At 61.3% G+C, this 19,697-nt stretch carries 13 protein-coding genes; 11 read left to right on the plus strand and 2 right to left on the minus strand.

The features are described from left to right. The first annotated feature begins 11 nt into the window (after nucleotides 1-11). The 7 genes from M5G17_RS07155 to M5G17_RS07185 all read left to right on the plus strand — a co-directional run bounded on the left by M5G17_RS07155 (nucleotide 12) and on the right by M5G17_RS07185 (nucleotide 11,314). On the plus strand, nucleotides 12-1,034 hold the full coding sequence (locus tag M5G17_RS07155) for an AraC family transcriptional regulator (protein ID WP_273892310.1): 1,023 nt from the start codon (nucleotides 12-14) through the stop codon (nucleotides 1,032-1,034). An 81-nt stretch (nucleotides 1,035-1,115) separates the two neighbouring features. Then, nucleotides 1,116-5,618: an NEL-type E3 ubiquitin ligase domain-containing protein gene (locus M5G17_RS07160; RefSeq protein ID WP_273892282.1), complete on the plus strand. Its 4,503-nt coding sequence runs from the start codon at nucleotides 1,116-1,118 to the stop codon at nucleotides 5,616-5,618. Between the two features lie 127 nt (nucleotides 5,619-5,745). Further along, nucleotides 5,746-7,383: an AMP-binding protein gene (locus tag M5G17_RS07165; RefSeq protein ID WP_273892283.1), complete on the plus strand. Its 1,638-nt coding sequence runs from the start codon at nucleotides 5,746-5,748 to the stop codon at nucleotides 7,381-7,383. Between the two features lie 27 nt (nucleotides 7,384-7,410). Continuing rightward, complete coding sequence (locus tag M5G17_RS07170) at nucleotides 7,411-8,178, plus strand: SDR family NAD(P)-dependent oxidoreductase (protein ID WP_273892284.1); 768 nt, start codon at nucleotides 7,411-7,413, stop codon at nucleotides 8,176-8,178. 18 nt (nucleotides 8,179-8,196) lie between these two features. Continuing rightward, nucleotides 8,197-9,390 carry an acetyl-CoA C-acyltransferase gene (locus M5G17_RS07175; protein WP_273892285.1) on the plus strand — a complete coding sequence of 398 codons (1,194 nt, stop codon included), beginning with the start codon at nucleotides 8,197-8,199 and terminating at the stop codon, nucleotides 9,388-9,390. Between the two features lie 8 nt (nucleotides 9,391-9,398). Then, entirely contained in the window at nucleotides 9,399-10,526 is a 1,128-nt protein-coding gene (locus tag M5G17_RS07180) for an acyl-CoA dehydrogenase (protein ID WP_273892286.1), read from the plus strand. A 14-nt stretch (nucleotides 10,527-10,540) separates the two neighbouring features. Further along, the gene (locus tag M5G17_RS07185) at nucleotides 10,541-11,314 is read left to right on the plus strand and encodes an enoyl-CoA hydratase (RefSeq protein WP_273892287.1); all 774 of its coding nucleotides are present in this window, start codon (nucleotides 10,541-10,543) and stop codon (nucleotides 11,312-11,314) included. Between the two features lie 37 nt (nucleotides 11,315-11,351). On the opposite strand, the gene M5G17_RS07190 is transcribed toward M5G17_RS07185, so the two are convergent. Then, nucleotides 11,352-15,854, minus strand: a complete 4,503-nt coding sequence (locus M5G17_RS07190; protein WP_273892288.1) for a DUF6543 domain-containing protein — start codon at nucleotides 15,852-15,854, stop codon at nucleotides 11,352-11,354. Nucleotides 15,855-16,249: 395 nt separating this feature from the next. Here M5G17_RS07190 and M5G17_RS07195 point away from each other — a divergent pair, with 395 nt between their 5' ends. Both M5G17_RS07195 and M5G17_RS07200 read left to right on the plus strand, forming a co-directional pair. Next, nucleotides 16,250-16,654: a TraR/DksA family transcriptional regulator gene (locus tag M5G17_RS07195; RefSeq protein ID WP_273892289.1), complete on the plus strand. Its 405-nt coding sequence runs from the start codon at nucleotides 16,250-16,252 to the stop codon at nucleotides 16,652-16,654. 544 nt (nucleotides 16,655-17,198) lie between these two features. Further along, a complete protein-coding gene (locus M5G17_RS07200; protein ID WP_420793608.1) occupies nucleotides 17,199-18,428 on the plus strand; it encodes a methyl-accepting chemotaxis protein in 1,230 nt (409 codons plus the stop codon). Between the two features lie 64 nt (nucleotides 18,429-18,492). Here the strand turns inward: M5G17_RS07200 and M5G17_RS07205 are convergent, their stop codons facing one another. Beyond that, a complete protein-coding gene (locus M5G17_RS07205) occupies nucleotides 18,493-18,702 on the minus strand; it encodes a hypothetical protein (protein WP_273892291.1) in 210 nt (69 codons plus the stop codon). 319 nt (nucleotides 18,703-19,021) lie between these two features. Here M5G17_RS07205 and M5G17_RS07210 point away from each other — a divergent pair, with 319 nt between their 5' ends. Beyond that, nucleotides 19,022-19,492, plus strand: coding sequence for a hypothetical protein (locus tag M5G17_RS07210; RefSeq protein WP_273892311.1), 471 nt, complete (start codon nucleotides 19,022-19,024; stop codon nucleotides 19,490-19,492). Then, on the plus strand, nucleotides 19,489-19,695 hold the full coding sequence (locus tag M5G17_RS07215; RefSeq protein WP_273892292.1) for a hypothetical protein: 207 nt from the start codon (nucleotides 19,489-19,491) through the stop codon (nucleotides 19,693-19,695). Before M5G17_RS07210 ends, M5G17_RS07215 begins: the two co-directional genes overlap by 4 nt. The last annotated feature ends 2 nt before the right edge of the window (nucleotides 19,696-19,697 follow it).

Consider the following 19,697-nt stretch of genomic DNA (forward strand, 5'->3'; position numbering starts at 1 on the left):
ATGCAGTGCTGATGACGGAGAAAGACACCATCTCCATGCAATTGGTGCGCGAGGCCCTGTTGCAGAGCTGCGCCCCGGGTGCGCCGAGCCAGGCCATGCTCAGCCGCGTGGGTATCGACCCCGGGCAGTTGCATGAGGCTGATGCACGGGTGCCCGCCAGTGCCTACGCACAACTGTGGCGCTTGCTGGCGCAGCGTTGCCATGACGAGTTCTTTTGCATGGACCCGCGCGGCCTGCGTACCGGCAGCCTGGCCTTCATGTGTCGTGCGGCCATGACGCAGCCCACGCTGGGCGCAGGGCTGGAGACGACACTGGCGTTTCTCGGGCTGATGTTCGAACACCTGCAGCCGGCGCTGGTACGTCAGAAGAGCCTGGCGGAGATCGTCATTGGCGAGCCTCAGGACGAACCACGCCGGGCCTTTACCTACTTCACTTTCTGGATGATTGTGCACGGTGTGGCCTGCTGGCTGGCCGGGCGGCGGATTCCAATCCTGGCCATCGAACTGCGGTGCGCCGAGCCGCCGTTCTGTGACGATTATCGGGTGATGTTTTCCGAGAATTTGCAGTTCGACCGCCCGCGTACGCGGATGATTTTCGCCGCCGACAGCCTGGATGTGCCGATCAGGCGCTCAGCGCAAGAGTTGCAGCGTTTTCTCGCGCAAGCGCCGGGTAACATCCTGGTCAAGTACCGCGACCCTGCCAGCCTTGCGCGACGAATCCGTCAGGATTTACGTCAGATAGCGCCCTGTATCTGGCCAGAAACGGCCAGTCTCGCCGAACGCCTGTGTATCTCTGCCTCGACCCTGCGCCGTCGCCTGGCCGATGAAGGCCAGACGTACCAGGGGCTCAAGGACAGCGTGCGCAAGGAGCTGGCGATCAGTTGGCTTGCCGAAGTCGAGTTGAGCGTTGCCCAGATCGCCGAGCGCCTGGGGTTTGCCGACAGCAGTTCCTTCTACAAGGCGTTTCGCAAATGGTTTGGCTGCAATCCAGGGCATTACCGCACGCTGATCCTCCAGCGAGGGGTCAACGACTGACCTGGGGTCTGCTTTCCCCCTGCCAGGGCGAGTGGCAATGGCACAGTGTTGATGGTTTCCACCTGTTCAAGGAAACCCATCATGGCCCCCACCGCATCTGCCAGCGAACCTGTTGTCTCGCCCCAGCTCGACAATGCCAGTGACGAGTTCATTGCGCAGATTCTTCCTGCCTGGTTGCGTCAAGCATCGGCGCAGGACATCAATTTGCTGCGAGACCATTTCAAACATCACCAGGCCTCTCAGGCGCAAGTACAGGGCGCGCTGGCGAGGTTGACCCGCCTCGACGCTTTTGCCGCACCGTTGTTCGAGCAAGCGTTAGGAGAGCAACTGGCCTGTTCGGTTGACCTGCGCCAGGCGCGCTGGCGCGAGGTCAAGCGTAGCTTCCGCGTAAGCCCCGGCCAATTGCCGGACGACGAGTTCTTCCATGAGTTTCAGCCTGCGCTGCAGCGCTTGCTGCAGAACTTCAGTGACAGCCCGTCGTTCTATCCAAGCACGGCGTTGGTGGCGCAGGAGGGCGATGGTCAGGTGCTTTGCGACAAGGTTGCAGGCATTGTACGGTTGTGCCGAGGGCTTGATGTCGGGCAACGCTACCAGGAGCACCTGGCTCAAGTCTTCGACGCAATGCTGCAACGGGCGCTGGCCCAGGACAAGCGCCACAGCCTGGCATTGGCCAGCGAAATCGCGGCGCTCAAGGGGCAGATCAGCCAGGTAGATCTGCAGATGTTACGCAAGGTCGTCAATGACCAGGTTCCGACCCACGCCGATAGCCCGAAGGTGAGGGTGCTGACGTTGGAGCTGCTGAGTAGCCGGGTCGAGGGCGCCTTGGCGTTCGAATTGCTAGGCAACTGGGGCATTACCCCGAGCCCACTGCCGGGGCCTCAGGTGCAAGGGGTGATCGTGTATCTGCCGGGCAGCCAAGCGCCGCTTCGGCGCTACGACTCCTGGTATGCCCTGGCTACCGCCCTGGGTACTGCCGTGAAGCAACCTGGCTACCAGCAGTACCTGCTGCGCTTGATTGGGTTGAAGGACCGTCCGGCATTCATGAGCACTTTGCAAAAGCGATTGCAGGACGCCCATACCGACATGGCCCCCACAGGTTCGCTTGCCGACAACGATCTGTTTGCCAGCCTTGCCAGCCAGCAACTGCAAGGTATCAGGGACGATGCACGGCTACTGGCGGTGCCGACGGCCGATGTCGATGACGCGGCCAGTACGGCGCGTATCAACGCCTTCGAGGATGTGGGGCTGGTGTTGCTCAACGTCGCGGGGCTGTTCGTTCCGGCCTTGGGCGTACTACTGGTGGGGCAGGTGGTGGGGCAAACCCTGGCCGAGGTCTTCGAGGGTGTTGCCGGCTGGGCACGTGGTCGCCGTCATGAGGCGCTCGAGCATATGCTGGGCGTGGCCGAAACCGTGGCGATCAGCGCGGCCCAGGTTGGCGCGAGTCACCTGATTGCGCGCGGCTTTGTTCGCAGCAGTACCGTTGAACGCATGCAGCCGGTTACCTCGCTTGATCAGGCCACGCGCCTTTGGCTGTATGACCTGAGCTCGTTTCAGGTCGACGCGGTACCGGCCACGGCCAAGCGTCTGGACAATGGCCTATTGGGTCTTGAGGGGCGCTATTGGTGGCAAGACCAGGGCGTGACTTATGAAGTAGGACAGGCAGATGCCCTGAGTCCATGGCGGCTGCTTGACTCCAGGGGGCGTGGCGGTTTTGCGCCCGCGCTGCAGTTTAACGGTGAGCGCGGTTGGCGCCTGCTTTACCAGCGGCCCTTGGAGTGGCAGGGCGGTGTAAGGCTGCTGGAGCATCTATGGCCCGAGGCAGCGGCGCTGGATGAGACCCGGATCACGCAGATATTGCACGTGGCTGACGTCGACGAGGAGCAGTTGCGCGGCCTGCTGGTGGAAAACCGTGTTTTGCCGGTGAGCCTGCGCGATACCCTGGAGCGATTCAGCGTGGACGCCCGCATTGAGATGTACCTTGGGCAGTTGTCTTTGCCAGAGGTGGTGCCCGACCCGCAGATGCATGCCTATTGCCTGGATGAGGTCGGTGCCTCTGCCTTGTCAGATCCCGACGGGCGGGCGCAGGTGCTGGCCCAGGTGCCAGCGTTGCGAGAAAAACTGATGGCGCATTTCTCCCAAGTTTATTTACGCCGCGACCCGTTGCTTGCGACCTTCAAACGCTTCTTCCCAGGCTTGTCAGACCCCTACGCGCTGGCACTGTTGCAGCAGGCTGACGATGGCCAACGTGTGCACCTGCAACAGCGTTCGCGCCTGCCTTTGGCATTGGCGGAGCAGGCACGGTCGTTGTTACGGGTGGCTCGATTAAACCGGGCACTGGAAGGGGTTTACCTGAACAACAGTTTTGCGTCAGAGACAGTTGAACTGGTGTTTGCACTGTTGCGGCAAAAGGCCGACTGGCCGCAGAGCCTCAACCTTGAATGGCGTGAAGGCTCTGCTATCGGACGTCGGGTTACACGCATGTATCCTGAACGCGACCGTTCGGAGCTCAGGATACTGGTCCGTCATGCCGGTTGGGTTGAGCTATATGATCATCAAGGCGTAGAGCTGGACCTGGATCTTGTCGAACCGATGGATTTGTACGAAGTGTTGATCGCGCTATTACCCTTGGCGCATCGACAACGTCTGGGGTGGGCTGGAGCACACCCGGTGCAGCAATTGCGAAGCGATCTGCAAGCCTGGTTACCCCGCTCGCGTCGGCAATTGGTGCACTTGTTGGGGTGGCCAAAAGCCCGTCGGTGGTTCAATCCGGGGCAACGCCTGGAGGATGGCCGTGTGGGTTACCTGCTCAGTGGCCGCGGCAACAGAACCAGCAGCCCGTCACGCATGACCATCCGCGACAGAGTGCGCAGCCTGTATCCGGGGCTGGACGAGCAACAGGTGAGCCGTTTCTTGAGCCGGTTGCATGAGACCCCGGGAAGTGCTTTTCAGGCGTTGCTGCGCCATGAAGCGGCGTATCGCGAATTTGATTACCACCTGTCGCGATGGGCCGCTGCGGGTGTGCAGCGCAATGTTGGTCGCCGGTTGGTCGCCGATGAGCTGCGGCGTTGTTGGCGCTTTCAGGGTGAGCTGCTGACCGATGGCAGCGGTCGTCAATTAGGCATGCGTCTGAGTCTGATTGGTACGAGGGTGGGCCACTTGCCAGAGTTGCCACAAGTGGCTGACTTTTCCCATGTCACCGATCTTGTGCTGGTCAACCTCAGCCTGCAGGACGTGCCCGCAGTCTTTCTGCAACGCTTCAGCAAGGTGCGCTGGCTGAACCTGAGCAACAACGAACTGCGCCGGGTGCCGGAGGGCTTGAACTACCTGACCTCGCTGCGCGAACTGCGCCTGGGGAACAACCGCATCCGCCTGGATGGACCAGGAGTGGAGCGCATCGGCGCCCTGCACCAGTTACGGTTGCTCGACATGAGTCACAATCCCCTGGGGTCGACCCGTCTGGACCTGCACTCGCTGCATCGTTTGCGCGAACTGTCGCTCAGGCAGGCCAACTTGCAGAGCTTGCCGGCGAGCTTGCTCAGCAGGACCTTTCTGGAATATGCGGACCTGCGGGGCAATAACATCACTGAGCTGCCGCAGGAGCTAATCGATGCACCAATGGCGTTTCGCGAGCAACTGAGCCTGGCGGGTAACCCGTTGTCGGAGGAAACCTGGCAGCGTCTTCTAGGCCAGGACGCGCCCCCAGCCCCAGTACAAGTGACCCCTGCTCGGGAACTTTGGCTGCAATCGCTGGCGAGCGATGAGCAAGGGCGCCGGGGCGAGCAATGGGATCAATTGTTCGAGGAGGCGCACAGTGCGGATTTTTTCCAGGTGCTGGCCGAATTGACCGGGACCAGCGACTTTCGCTTGGCGCGCCAAGACCTGGACCGCCGTGTATGGGAGATGATCGACGCGGCGCAGGAGAATAGCCAGTTGCGCCACGAGCTGTTCGAACTGGCGGCTAGCCCCCGAACCTGCGTCGACAGCGTGGCAAACTGTTTCAGTGCCCTGGAGGTCAAGGTATACATGGCCCGTGCCCTGCAACGCAGCAGTCCTGGCGAGGAACAGGCGGTGCTTCTGTCCCTGGCGCGTCGGCTGTTTCGCCTGGAGCAGGTGGAGCAATTTGCCCAGGGTGACATCGCCGCCCGCCGGGCTGACGGGCGTGATGTCGACGAAATCGAAGTGAGCCTTGCCTATCGCAGCGGCCTGGCAGCGGAGCTGGAGCTGCCGGGGCAGCCGCGCACCCTGCAGTTCGCCACGGTAGCTGGTGTCAGTGCAGAACAACTGGCCGAAGCCGCCCGTAGCGTACGTGAGGCACAGGCGGGCGAGGGGTTGGCTGACTACATCAGCGAGCGCGATTTCTGGCTGGAAGCGCTGCACCAGGCTCATGCCGAGCTCTACAGCCGTACCGAGCAGCCCTTTCACGATCGGCTGGATACCCTGACCGAGCAGCAGGCAAGCCTGAGCGACGGCGACTACCTGGCACAAGTGAACAGCTTGGCACAGGAGCGCACGAGCACGCTCAAGGCCCTGGATTTGCGCCTTACCAAGGAGGCCCTGGCCGCAGAGGCAATAGTCAATGGCTGAACACATTCTGCGCGGCCAAACCAGTCATCCAGATTGACAGCTTTGGCCATTGTCCTCGTGTTGCGCTGGCGCGACTATCTTCCTATCGATCGTTTGATTCCAACAATAAAAAACGAGGAGGCTGGCGATGGGCGATTACCTTGGCGCCGCGAAAGGATTCAATTACCAGCGCAGTGCGGCGCAGGCGCTGCAGGGCAGCCTGGAGGCGCTAAACGCCTGTGTCGAGTGCTGTGACCGGCATGTCGGTGACAACCGGATTGCGTTGAACTGGGAAGGGCGCGACGGTAGCAGCGCACAGTACAGTTTCGAGCAGTTGCAACAGGCGTCGGCGCGCCTGGCCAATGTCCTCAAGGCCCAAGGTGTGGGCGTTGGCGATCGGGTCGCCGGGCTGATGCCGCGTACCGCCGAACTGCTGATTACGGTGCTGGCCACCTGGCGCATTGGCGCGGTCTATCAACCCCTGTTTACCGCCTTCGGGCCCAAGGCCATCGAACACCGCCTTGAGCAATCCGGGGCCCGGCTGGTGGTCACCGAACGGCTCAATCGGGCCAAGCTCGACGAGGTGCAGGGTTGCCCGATGATCATCTGTGTGGATGCTGGCGAGGGTACTGGCGATATCGATTTTCACCGCGCAGTCAACGCTTCCAGCGATCAGTGCGAACCCACGCTACTGGGGGCGGACTCCCCGTTCCTGCTGATGTTCACGTCCGGCACCACCGGCCCGGCCAAGCCGCTGGAAGTGCCGCTGCGTGCGATCGTCGCCTTCAAGGGCTACATGCGCGACGCCATCGACCTGCGTGCTCAGGACAATTTCTGGAACCTTGCTGATCCGGGCTGGGCCTATGGCCTGTACTACGCGGTCACCGGGCCATTGGCGCTGGGCCATGCCACGACTTTTTTTGATGGCCCGTTCAGTGTCGAAAGTACCTGCGGGGTCATCAACAAATACGCCATCAGCAACCTGGCCGGCTCGCCCACCGCGTATCGGTTGCTGATCGCTGCCGGCAGTGAATTCAGTGCGCCGATCAAGGGCCGTCTGCGGGTGGTCAGCAGTGCTGGCGAACCGCTCAACCCGCAAGTGATCCGCTGGTTCGCCGACGAGCTGGGCGTGACTATCCACGACCATTACGGGCAGACCGAGCTGGGCATGGTGCTGTGCAATCACCACGGCCTGGAGCACCCGGTGCACCTGGGATCGGCCGGGTTTGCCGTGCCCGGGCACCGCATCGTCGTGCTCGATGAACAACATAACGAACTGCCGGCCGGGCAGCCGGGCATTCTCGCCGTCGACCGCGAGCAGTCGCCGCTGTGCTGGTTTACCGGCTACCACGGTTTGCCGACCAAAGCCTTCGTTGGCAAGTACTACCTCAGTGGCGACACCGTCGAGCTCAATAGCGATGGCAGCATCAGCTTCGTCGGCCGCAGCGATGACGTGATCACCACCTCCGGCTATCGGGTCGGCCCCTTCGATGTCGAGAGCGCGCTGATAGAACATGCGTCGGTGATTGAAGCGGCGGTGGTCGGCAAGCCGGACCCGCAGCGTACTGAACTGATCAAAGCCTTTGTGGTGCTCGCCAAGGGCCAGCAAGCCAGCGAGGCGCTCGCCGAAGCCTTGCAGCAGCACGTGCGTCAACGCCTTTATGCCCACGCTTATCCACGGGAAATCGAATTCGTCAGCGAGCTGCCCAAGACCCCGAGCGGCAAGCTGCAGCGTTTCATCCTGCGCAATCAGGAAATAGCCAAACAACAAGCCGTGCAGGCCTGAAACGCCCGCGCCAGAGGAACGATCATCATGCAGATTGCCAATCATAACTTCATCGTCAGCGGCGCAGCCTCCGGGCTGGGCGCTGCCACCGCACAGATGCTCATCGAGGCTGGAGCCCGGGTGATGCTGGTTGACCTCAATGCCGAGGCCGTAGCCGCCAAGGCGCGTGAACTGGGCGCCTTGGCCCAGTTCGCAGTGGCCGACATCAGCCAGGAAGCGGCGGCCAAGGCGGCGATCGATGCTGCCGTTAGCGCCTTCGGCAGCATCCACGGGCTGATCAACTGCGCCGGTATTGTCGGCGCCGAAAAAGTCCTGGGCAAGAATGGCCCCCATGGCCTGGACAGCTTCAGCCGGGTGATCAACGTCAACCTGATCGGCAGCTTCAACCTGCTGCGCCTGGCCGCAGCGGCCATGGCCGAGGGCGAGGCGGGTGCCGACGGTGAGCGCGGGGTGATCATCAACACCGCTTCGATTGCCGCCTACGACGGCCAGATCGGCCAAGCCGCCTACGCCGCTTCCAAGGGTGCGATCGCCAGCCTGACCTTGCCGGCGGCCCGTGAGCTGGCGCGTTTCGGTATCCGTGTAATGACCATCGCCCCGGGTATTTTCGAGACCCCGATGATGGCCGGCATGACCCAGGAAGTGCGTGACTCGCTGGCCGCCGGGGTGCCGTTCCCGCCACGCCTGGGCCGCCCGCATGAGTACGCCGCGCTGGCCCGTCACATCATTGAAAACAGCATGCTCAACGGTGAGGTGATCCGTCTCGACGGTGCCTTGCGCATGGCTGCCAAGTAATTTTCGGAGTAGATAGACATGACCCTCGCCAATGATCCCATCGTAATCGTCAGCGCCGTGCGCACGCCCATGGGCGGCCTGCAGGGCGACCTGAAAAGCCTCACCGCGCCGCAACTGGGCGCTGCCGCGATTCGCGCCGCCGTCGAGCGTGCCGGTGTCGCCGCGGACAGCGTCGAACAAGTGCTGTTCGGTTGCGTGCTGCCCGCAGGGCTGGGCCAGGCTCCGGCGCGCCAGGCCGCCCTGGGCGCCGGCCTGAACAAAGGCACCACCTGCACCACCCTGAACAAAATGTGCGGCTCGGGCATGCAGGCCGCCATCATGGCCCATGACCTGCTGCTGGCCGGCAGCGCCGACGTGGTGGTGGCCGGTGGCATGGAGAGCATGTCCAACGCCCCCTACCTGCTGGACAAGGCACGTAGCGGCTACCGCATGGGCCATGGCAGGATCATCGACCATATGTTCTTCGACGGGCTCGAAGATGCCTACGACAAGGGCCGTCTGATGGGCACCTTTGCCGAGGACTGCGCCGAGCACAATGGTTTTACCCGTCAGCAACAGGACGACTTCGCCATCGCCTCGCTGACCCGTGCCCAGCAGGCGATCAAGGACGGCAACTTTGCCAGTGAGATCGTTCCGGTTGAAGTCACCGAGGGCAAGACCCAGCGCCTGATCAGCGACGACGAACAGCCGCCCAAGGCCCGCCTGGATAAAATTCCGCAGCTCAAGCCGGCGTTCCGCGACGGGGGCACGGTGACCGCGGCCAACTCCAGCTCGATTTCTGACGGTGCTGCGGCGCTGGTGCTGATGCGCCGTTCCCAGGCGCAGAAACAGGGTTTGAAGCCATTGGCGGTGATCCACGGACATGCGGCGTTTGCCGACACCCCGGCGTTGTTCCCCAGCGCGCCAATCGGTGCTATCGACAAGCTGATCAAACGCACCGGCTGGAACCTGGCCGAAGTCGACCTGTTTGAAATCAACGAGGCGTTCGCCGTGGTCACCCTGGCGGCCATGAAGCACCTGGACCTGCCGCACGACAAGGTCAACGTGCATGGCGGCGCCTGCGCCCTGGGCCACCCGATAGGTGCTTCGGGCGCGCGCATTCTGGTCACCTTGCTGGCTGCCCTGCGCCAGAAGGGTCTGCATCGCGGTATTGCCGCCATCTGCATCGGCGGTGGTGAAGCCACGGCCATGGCCGTCGAGTGTCTGTACTGAGGTGCACCATGCTTATCAATGACGAACAACAGCAAATCAGTGATGCGGTATGCCAGTTCGCCCAAGAGCGCTTGCGGCCGTTTGCCGAGCAGTGGGACCGCGAGCACCGCTTCCCGAAAGAGGCCATCCAGGAGATGGCCGAGCTGGGCCTGTTCGGCATGCTGGTGCCAGAACAGTGGGGTGGTAGTGATACCGGTTATGTCGCCTATGCCATGGCTCTGGAAGAAATCGCTGCTGGCGATGGTGCCTGCTCGACCATCATGAGCGTGCACAACTCGGTAGGCTGTGTGCCGATCCTCAAGTTCGGCAACGAGCAACAAAAGCAACAGTTCCTCACGCCACTGGCCAGCGGCGCGATGCTCGGCGCCTTCGCCCTGACCGAACCGCAAGCCGGCTCCGACGCCAGCAGCCTGAAGACCCGTGCCCGCCGTGAGGGCGATCACTACGTGCTCAATGGCTGCAAACAGTTCATCACCTCCGGGCAGAATGCCGGGGTGGTGATCGTGTTTGCCGTGACCGACCCGGCAGCGGGCAAGCGTGGCATCAGTGCCTTTATCGTACCCACCGATTCAGCCGGTTACCAGGTGGCGCGGGTCGAGGACAAGCTCGGCCAGCACGCCTCCGACACCTGCCAGATCGTTTTCGAGAACGTGCGCGTGCCCGTGGCCAACCGTCTGGGGGAAGAGGGCGAAGGTTACAAGATTGCCCTGGCCAATCTGGAAGGTGGTCGCATCGGCATCGCCTCGCAATCGGTGGGTATGGCCCGCGCCGCATTCGAGGTGGCGCGTGACTATGCCCGCGAGCGCGAGAGCTTTGGCAAGCCGCTGATCGAGCACCAGGCGGTGGCTTTCCGTCTGGCCGACATGGCCACCCGTGTTGCCGTGGCTCGGCAGATGGTCTTGCATGCTGCGGCGCTGCGTGATGCCGGGCGTCCGGCGTTGGTCGAAGCCTCGATGGCCAAGCTGTTCGCCTCGGAAATGGCCGAAAAGGTCTGTTCGGATGCCTTGCAGACCCTGGGCGGATATGGCTATCTGAGCGACTTTCCGCTGGAGCGCATCTACCGCGATGTGCGGGTCTGCCAGATCTACGAAGGCACCAGCGATATTCAGCGCATGGTCATTGCGCGCAATCTTTGAAGGGAGCAGCTTGCATGTCATTTGAAACCATTCTGTTGGAGATCCGCGGCAAGGTCGGCCTGATCACCCTCAATCGCCCCCAGGCGCTCAATGCCCTGAACGCGCAAATCGTTGGCGAAATCAACCAGGCCCTGGACCAGCTCGAAGCCAACCCGAGCATAGGTTGCGTGGTACTGACCGGCTCGGCCAAGGCCTTCGCCGCTGGCGCCGACATCAAGGAAATGGCTGACCTGCGCTACCCGCAGATCTACGTAGACGACCTGTTCAGCGACGCCGACCGCATCGCCAACCGGCGCAAGCCGATCATCGCTGCGGTGTCCGGGTTTGCCCTGGGCGGCGGTTGTGAACTGGCGATGATGTGCGACTTCATTCTCGCCGCCGACAACGCCAAGTTCGGCCAGCCGGAAATCAACCTCGGCGTACTGCCGGGCATGGGTGGCACCCAGCGCCTGACCCGCGCGGTGGGCAAGGCCAAGGCCATGGAACTGTGCCTGAGCGGCCGCCTGATGGGCGCCGAGGAAGCCGAACGTGCCGGCCTGGTGGCGCGGGTGGTGCCGCAGGCGGAGCTGCTCGAAGAGGCGCTGAAGGTGGCGGCAACCATCGCCAGCAAGTCGGTGCCGATGACCATGATGGTCAAGGAAAGCGTCAACCGTGCTTTCGAGGTCAACCTGGCCGAAGGCGTGCGGTTCGAGCGTCGGGTGTTCCATGCGGCGTTTGCCACCGAGGACCAGAAGGAAGGCATGGCGGCATTTATCGCCAAGCGTGAGGCGCAGTTCAAGGACCGCTGAAGGCACAGGGGCGCTGCTTGCAGCGCCCCTGATGGGGTCACGGTTTGAAGAAACACTTCTGCGCTGCGGCCAGGCTGATGGGGGAACGATAGACCTCGACGCTTTGGCCTTTGCCGTCCTGGAGGGTTTGCCCCTGGCTGTAACGCTGCGCAGCGGTCTTCAGGTGCCCTGCAGTAAAGTGGGTGACCACGCTGTCGGCCTTGGGGTAGTGAAAGTGCGCGTACCACAGCGCCTTGTCCTTGTGCTTGATGACGTACTCATCGAGGTAATCCTGCGGCCGCCCTGATCGGTCAAGGACCTTGCGGCTTTGCAATTTTTCTACCGTCACCGCGCCCTCGTCGAGCAAATACTGCACTTCACTCATGCGTGGCTTTTGCTCAAGGGCAAGGCGAATACGCAGCGCTTTGGCCGAAGTTTTCAGCAACCAAGCCTGCTGGTCGAGTGCTTTGCTCGTTTGAGCGGCATCCGCGTCACCACTTGCCAGGTCAGTTTGATTGCCCCGGGTCAGGGTTCGCTCGATGGCTTCGCGGTGTTCGAGCAACCCTTGGCGCCGACGCTCGAGAATCTCTTCGACCTCGATCGGCAGATATTGACCGATGCTACCGGCTCGCAGGCGTTCGAGTTCGCTGCTGGCGAGCTTGAGCTGGCGCTTGCCGCGATCGAGCAGCGCGGCGACCTGTCGGTCGATGGCGCCTTTTTCAGCAGTGCTGGCGCTGCTGGTCGGCGCCTCTAGCGTGGTGTCTTGCAGGCGCTGGGCGATAGTCGCCACTTCGCTATCGGCTTGCGCGGCGCCTAGCAGCAGGCCGTCGTTCTCGCGTTCGACCAGAGAGGGTTGATGGATGCGCAACTGTTGCAGGGTATTTTGCTCAGGGTAATCGGGAAGATCATCCAGGGCCTGCTGGACAAGTCCGCTCAAGCTGTCGAGGTCGGCGCTGATGACCCGGGTCGCGGCAATGGCGTCGGCCTGGGTCAGCAGTTGTTCGAGGTTGCCCAATTGCCGGCGGGCGGTGTGCAGCAAGCGGCGGCTGGTCTTGAGCAACCGAACCTGCAGCTCTTCGCCAAGCGCTGCTGTGCTGGTGTGTTCACGATGCTGGCGCATGGCTAACTCGAGGTTGTCCCAGCAACGTTCCAGCCAATAGTAGGCCTCCATATCCAGTTGCTGGAGCAGTATCAGGCGGTTGCTTGCCAGTTCGATACGCAACCGCTGCCAACGTAGTGCAAAGTAGGGTGGCGGCAGTGTCCTGTTGCTGGTTTCCAGTAACTGCTTGATCCTTGGTTGGCTGAGGCTGGCCAGTCGCGTCAGTTGCTCGTGACTGCGGGCCAGGCTTTGGCTGGTGGTCACCAACTGATCCAGTAATGGGGCGATCTTGTCCAGTAGCTTGCCAGGCTGTGCACTCGGTTGCCCTCCTTCGGATTGTTGCTCAATCATCGCTATCAGTTGCTGGCGCAGGGGCCTGTGCAGAAGTTCGAGGATCAGATACATGATCTGAGCGTTCTGCTTCTGCTGAAACACCGCCTCCGCCTTCACGACTTTGTAGTTGGCCAATACGTTGAGTTCGTTGCAGGCTTCCAGGGTCTGCAGGTGCTTGTCCAAGTAGGTGCAATAGGCCTTCTGTTGTTCAAGCAAGGTGTTGAGTTGCAGTTCCGTGGTCTCCGGGTTGAGCGCCATGATCGCGGTTTTGGCCTGTTGCGACTGCGCCTGTATATAGGCCACTTCTTCCTGTAGCTGGCGGAGCAGGGCATCCCTGCGAGCAGCATTGGCTTGGCGCAGTTGTTGGATCTTCTTTGGCATCGGTGCTCCGCCGCGAAGGCGCAACTTCAGGTCCAGCTGCCAGCGGCCGAGGTCATCGCGTGCCAGAAATGGACCGGGCAACTCAGAGCTGGACGGGCCGACAATGCGCATCTGCCCGACCTCAGGGTCAAGCACGGTGTTGTAGACGGCGCCGTCAAGCGCAACCCAGAACTGGTCATCCTGCAGATACAGACCACGCCATTGTCCGGTTTCGATGGGCTGGCCCAACGAAACCGGGAGCGTCTGCGCGCGCAATCCGGCCAGTGCCGCCTGCTGTTCGGTACTGAGCACAGGGGTGGCGCGCGACCAGCTGAAATCCAGCAGGGTTTGTGCGCTTGGGTTGTCGAGCAAGATCGCCGCAGGTTTTTGCGCGGTGTTCGGCGAGGCCGGGAGAGTGGGCTGATGGAAGCGCGCAATGCGTTTGACTTCATGGCCAAATGCCAGCACGGAGACACTGGCCAGTAGGTTGACCAGACTCGCATGTCGAGTCAGCGTATTGTCGTTGTCCGGGTTCAGGACTTGCGCCAGGTCGAGCTCCATTTGCAGCAGCCAGGCAGCCTTGGCCAAGGGGCCGGTGGCCAGTGGCAAGAGGCTGTTGAACAGCAGGGCGCCCAGCTCGGTCCAACGGGTCCAGCGGGCCTCGGCGTTACTGCTGGATTGGTTTTGCGCGCGTTGGACGCTCTCGTTGGCACTGGCCAGATAAATGTCCAGGCCCGGGTCGCTGCTGGCAGGTGTCAGCGCCAGGGTGACAGGCGCAGGTGTGCCATGCGGTACCGCGAAGGTGTCATCCAGTGGAAAAAACAGGTGTGGCTCGCGAAACCCACCGTGGGCGTAGATAGCGCGAACACTACTGGGCAAGCGGCAGAGCAGGTCGTTTTGTAGTGCCCCGGGGGTTGCAATGGCAACCAGCAACGCCAAGCGATCCGGGTACTCGAGCAGGCTGTCGACATGCAGGGGGCGATACAGCAGGCATAGGGTCGCTCTAGGCTGTTCTGCTTCGATCAGCCAGGTATTAAGGACAAGGTCCGCGTCAGCGCCCGGCTCGCGCACCAATCCCAGCGGGCGCAGCACCCAGTTTGGTTGCTCGGTATTGAGTGCGGGCTGGAGCATCCGGGCCACGGCGTCGACACCTGGCAGGCTGATTCCCTGATTACGCAGGTGCATCTCCATGACTTTGGCAGGCAACTGCGCCTGTAGCTGGTTGGAGAACAGGCGTCCACGAGTCTGGCGCTGTGCTTGATCGTCTAATAGCTTTTGCTTGAGCATTTGCGGATAGCTGGTCCCCACATCCAGGGCCGTGACCAGTTCACGCAGGTAGCGTTCATCCATCCAGGGGGGCAGGGCCACGCCACTGCCAGTGCGCAGTTCGACTTTTCCAGACTTGAGCAGCCCTAAATTGCCGATTGCCAGTTGTGCCAGGGAATACTCGACGAGCCTGACGCTGCCGTCGGTAATCACCGCCTCTTGACCGGGCACGGCAGCGCCCAGCACTTGATAATTGCGTACTACCACATCGTGCACCGCCAGTAGCGAATCGGGATGATCCGCGCTGATACGGGCGGCCAGTTGCGTGAAGGCATAGGCCTGGAAATCCTCGATGCCATCGAGCCAGGACTGGTCCTTACTGTCTCGGGTTGCCCGGGCGACTTCGATCAGCATGCCACTGAAGCGAATCGCTTGGGCACTGTCGGCATCACGGATCCAGGCTGGGAGCTGTGCTGCCAGCAGTTCACGGTACGATTGTTCGGCGGCGCTGCACATGTCCAGCATCGAGGTTACCCGATCCAGCGACAGCGCCAATTCCAGGGCATTTTGGCGCGACCGGTATCCTGCGCCGATCGCCTGGAGCAGTCGTAATTGATGTGACAACAGTCCACGAGCCTGGTTTTCGAACACCTGGCCCTGTGATGGCGTGAGGGTGACAGCGGGCACCCACTGCGCCAGACGTTGTGGCCATTGCCGCCCGAGGATTTGCAGAAACGCCTGGCGTGAGTCAAAGCTTACCAAGTCGCCGAGAAAGGTGTACAGCAGGCTGAACGAGCGCTTGAAGGGTGGATCGGCCTGTTCGATCATCACCGCACAGGCAAGATCGGTGTCCATGGTACTTAACGCCGGCAGGTCGACATCAAGCGCATATACCTTCATGTGCAGCGTATTGTTATAGCGCTCGCGATCCTGGCTCCGGGGGTAAATGTTGAGCAATTGCGCAGTGGCGGCTTGGGCACTGCTGAGGTTGGCAGTGCGAACTCCGGCGCTGATCGCGTTTTGTAGCTGGGTTTGCAGAAAAGCACTGTACCACTGCCAGGGGCTCTGCCCGCTCTGGTCATCGTAACACCAGAAGTCGACCAGTGTTTGTTGGTAGCGCTCGATGAGCAGCGGGCCACACTCGTTGATTAACTGTTCGAGCCTGGACAGGTCAACATCGACTTGCCAGGCAAGATCGGCATTCGCCTGGTAGCTGACAAAATCCTCCCCTGGGGTCAGGTTCAGGGTTTGCCTGTGGCAGTAGCGCTCGACCAGCAGATAGTTCAGTGGGCGAATCCAGGGGCTCGCCGGTGTCGTCCTAGGGCTGATGATGAACAGGTTGACCGGGTTGAGCGCAGCGTCCAGTTGATAGTCTGACCATTGCTCCAGCAGCACCAGACCGGCCACTTCGAACAGCAGCGGGCGGGCGTCGAAACGCTTGGCGACAGCGCAAGGCAGGTTGATATTGCGGGCAAGTCGTTGGGTATGGTCATCCGTGATCATGCAGTCACTCCAATGGTTGGTAGCGGGTGGAATGCTGATTGAACAGTGCAAGGCCGATTGCACGGTGGTACTGGAGTAGTACCCGGCGTTGCTGAGCCAGTTGCTCCGACACGAGGATCTTTGTTACAAGGTTTTTGTGGGAGGGCTACCGTCTGTCCCCGAGAAAGCGCCTACGACGCGGTTTTTTTGTTATAAACCAGCGCCAGGAGAGGACCATTGGCACCTTTTCGGTCAAATCCACCGTCATTTCTGTTGCCCAGTGTGAATCTCGGCCTTAGACTGCCGCCCCCTGTAAATTGAGTGCCGGATGGTGCTTGAAGAATTCCGCTGTTGGCGCGCTGTTCGCCAGGAGCACCCGATTCGCCTTAATGCACGTATTTTTTATAGAGAAATCAATGACAAAGGAAAAGTTGCTGGCCATGCCGGCCGATGACTACATGAACGCTGAGCAATTGGCTTTCTTCACCGGGCTGTTGCAGTCGATGAAGGTCGAGATCCATGAGCGCATCGAGCAAAGCCGTGTAACCATCGAAAGCCTGGACACGCCTGCCGATCCTGCCGACGCCGCCTCGGTTGAAGAAGAGCGCCACTGGTTGGTCAACACGATCGACCGTGATCAGCGTCTGCTGCCGCAACTGGAAATGGCCCTGGGCCGGATCCACGACGAGAGCTTTGGCTGGTGCGACGACAGCGGCGAGCCGATCGGCCTCAAGCGCCTGCTGATCAGCCCTACCACCAAATACTGCATCGAAGCGCAAGAGCGCCACGAGCAAATCGACAAGCACCAGCGCCAGGCCTGACCTGCGCAGGTGTCAGACAAAACCCCCGGGGAGCGATCTTCGGGGGTTTTGTTTTTCTTGCGTTGCATCAATGGCTGCAGTCTTACACTCAAGGAAGCATGGCTAATGGCCTAATAGTGGCGTTAAATGGCCGGACAGTAACGATGTGCTGCACTGGAGCCATAACATGTTGCGAGAAGGATCTCTGCCCGGCGCCGTGGTTGAAGGACAATCTGCGCCGTTGAGTATTGCGCCGTGGTCAGACACGCTGTTGCAGAGTGTGGTGCTGGCGGGGTTGCTGGCGGCTACGGCCTTTGCCGGGCTTTCGTTTTATCTCGTCCTGCCGCTGGCCTTGCTGGCGCTGTGGCTGCCCCGCCTGCGCAAACCCGCACGGGCAGCGCAGGTGCTCAGCGATCCTCTGGCCGAGCTTACCCGCGACCTGTCTCGTACCACCAGCCATAATGCCTTGTCGGCAGCCGGCGTTGCATTTTCGGTAAAGCAACTGGCGGACAAGCTGCAATCGCAACTGGATTCCGCTGCGCAGATTGTCAGCAATGCTGAAGTGATGATTGGCACAGAGAAGGCCACCTCGCAGCTCAGCCAGCAAGCGCTGGTCGCTGCCCGCAGCGCTCATGAAAGCAGCGCCAACGGGCGCAACGTGCTGGCCGAATCGATCCAGCGCATGCATCACCTGAGTGCTCGGGCTACTGCCAGCCGCGAGTTGATCGAGGCGTTGCACCAGCGCAGCGAAGACATTGCCCGGGTCACCCTGGTGATTCAGACCATTGCCAGCCAGACCAACCTGCTGGCCCTCAATGCTGCCATCGAAGCAGCCCGGGCGGGAGATCACGGCCGCGGCTTTGCCGTGGTGGCCGATGAAGTGCGCGGCCTGGCCGGACGCACCGCCAGCGCCACCGAAGAAGTCGGACAGATGGTCGCCGACATCCAGCAGCGAACGGCGCAGGTGGTGGAGCAGATCCGCGAGCTGTCGGATGACCTGCACCGCGGTGTGGACCAGGTTGAACATACCGGGGAGCAACTGGACAGCATTGCCGGGCTGACCGCCGGGGTCGAGCAGCAGATTGGCACCATCGCCGAGGGTACCGAAACCAATCGTCTGCAACTGGACAGCCTGTTCGAGGCGGTTGCGCGCATGCGCGGCGACCTGCAGGTCAGCGATCAGCAGACCCAACGCCTGGCCCAGGCCGCCGTGCAACTGGAAGGACAGGCCGAAAGCATCAGCGAGCGCTTGGCCGAGGTGGGCCTGGATGAATACCACCAGCGCATCTATGACCTGGCCAGGGCAGGTGCACAACAGATTGCCGCGAAGTTCGAGGCCGATATCGCCCAGGGGCGGATCAGCCTCGAAGACCTGTTTGACCGGCATTACCAGCAGCTGCCGGGTACTGCCCCGGCGCGCTACCGGACCCGCTTTGACCAGTACACCGACCAGATCCTGCCGCCAATCCAGGAGCCGTTGCTCACCCAGCATGACGGCCTGGTGTTTGCCATTGCCTGTACCCCGCAGGGCTATGTGCCTACTCACAACAATGCTTTCAATCAACCCTTGACCGGCGATCAAGCCGTGGATACCGCGCACAACCGTAGCAAGCGCAAGTTCGACGACCGTACAGGTATTCGTTGTGGCAGCCACCAGCAGGCCGTGCTGCTGCAGACCTATACCCGCGATACCGGTGAGCTGATGCATGACCTCTCGGTACCGATCCAGGTGCAAGGCCGGCACTGGGGTGGCTTGCGTTTGGGTTATCGGCCGCAGCAGGCGGTAGCAGCCTGAGGCGCTTTTGTGTGGGGTGGTCTGGCCCGTTACTGCGCGTCAGGCCGGTTGAGCCAGGGCGTGGTCAATTTTCCAGATGACGGGCCAGGGCGCAGGCTTCGGTATGTTCGCGGCGAAAGCCGCGGACGCGCCCGGTGGCTTGCTCGGTGATGTGAAAGAAGCCGATACCGGCCGCCACCACGACAAAGCGTGGGGTGCTGTCGGGTGAGTGAACTGTATACTCTAGGTAGGAAACGCCTTTAGGCTCTCGACGCAATTCGGTGTTTTCGTGCATATTCACTTCCCTGTGTACTATGGATGATGATCAGGAGCCCGCCCTGGTGAAGGGCTTGCTCTCATCTATCGCACTTTTATTGCGATAGTGCTGTCAGAAAAAGCTTCTACGTTTAAGGAAATCTACTGAAAATCTGCAAGCTGACGATAGCTTGCAGCATTGGGTAAAGATTCCTGCGGGTTGCTTTGCCGGTCTGCACAGACTTTTCATGCACAAATCTACTAGTCTTTCGGACTTCGAATTGAAGTACCGCTGCCCTGTGGCTGCCTTGCGGCCCACTGGGGGAGCGGCGTGTAATCGGTTTTTGAGGAATTTTTCTTTGGCAGTCAGCAATCTGGATACACATGCCCTGTTTGTTCTGGGCGACCTCAGGGCGAAACTGGTCAAACAGTTTCAATCGCGTTTTGTTTATGTCACTGAACAGAGCGCGGAAGGCCTTTACATGGCTGAGATCGATACTGCAGCCGCATTGGTGGTGGACGACAAGCAGCGACTGGAGCTCAAGGTCGGCGATCATTTTCGCGCCGCAGTGTTGCCCAGCCGCGAAGGTGGCAAGCTGGAAATCCGCTTTCGTGAAATAAAACTGACGGTCTATGGCCTGGGCGACTACGCCTTTGTATCGGTGCCCGAAGGCGAAGGCATCGTGTTCAAAGAAGGGCAAGGTGTGGTGCTGGTGTTTGCTGCCCATGAGCAGTTGCAGGAAGGGTTGAGCAAGACGCTCAAGGCTGTGACCCGCAAGGTTGCCAAATGGCAGAAGGGTGAGCTGACCACTTTCAAGGCCAGCGAGTGAACGAGCCTGTCGAGCGTACCCGTCGTGCTGACTTTCATGCCCGGCACCAGGCCCATGCACGTGCCTTGGCCGAGCAATGGCTTGCCGAGCGTCCGCGCCTGCAGGCTGCCTGGTTCGACTGGGTCGCCACAGAGCTCTACACATTGAGCCCGCCCGAGTACGCGGCCATGGTGCGCCGCGAGCTGCAACACCTCAGTGGCTGATT

The organism is Pseudomonas rubra, assembly GCF_028656935.1.
Classification (GTDB): Bacteria; Pseudomonadota; Gammaproteobacteria; order Pseudomonadales; family Pseudomonadaceae; genus Aquipseudomonas; species Aquipseudomonas rubra.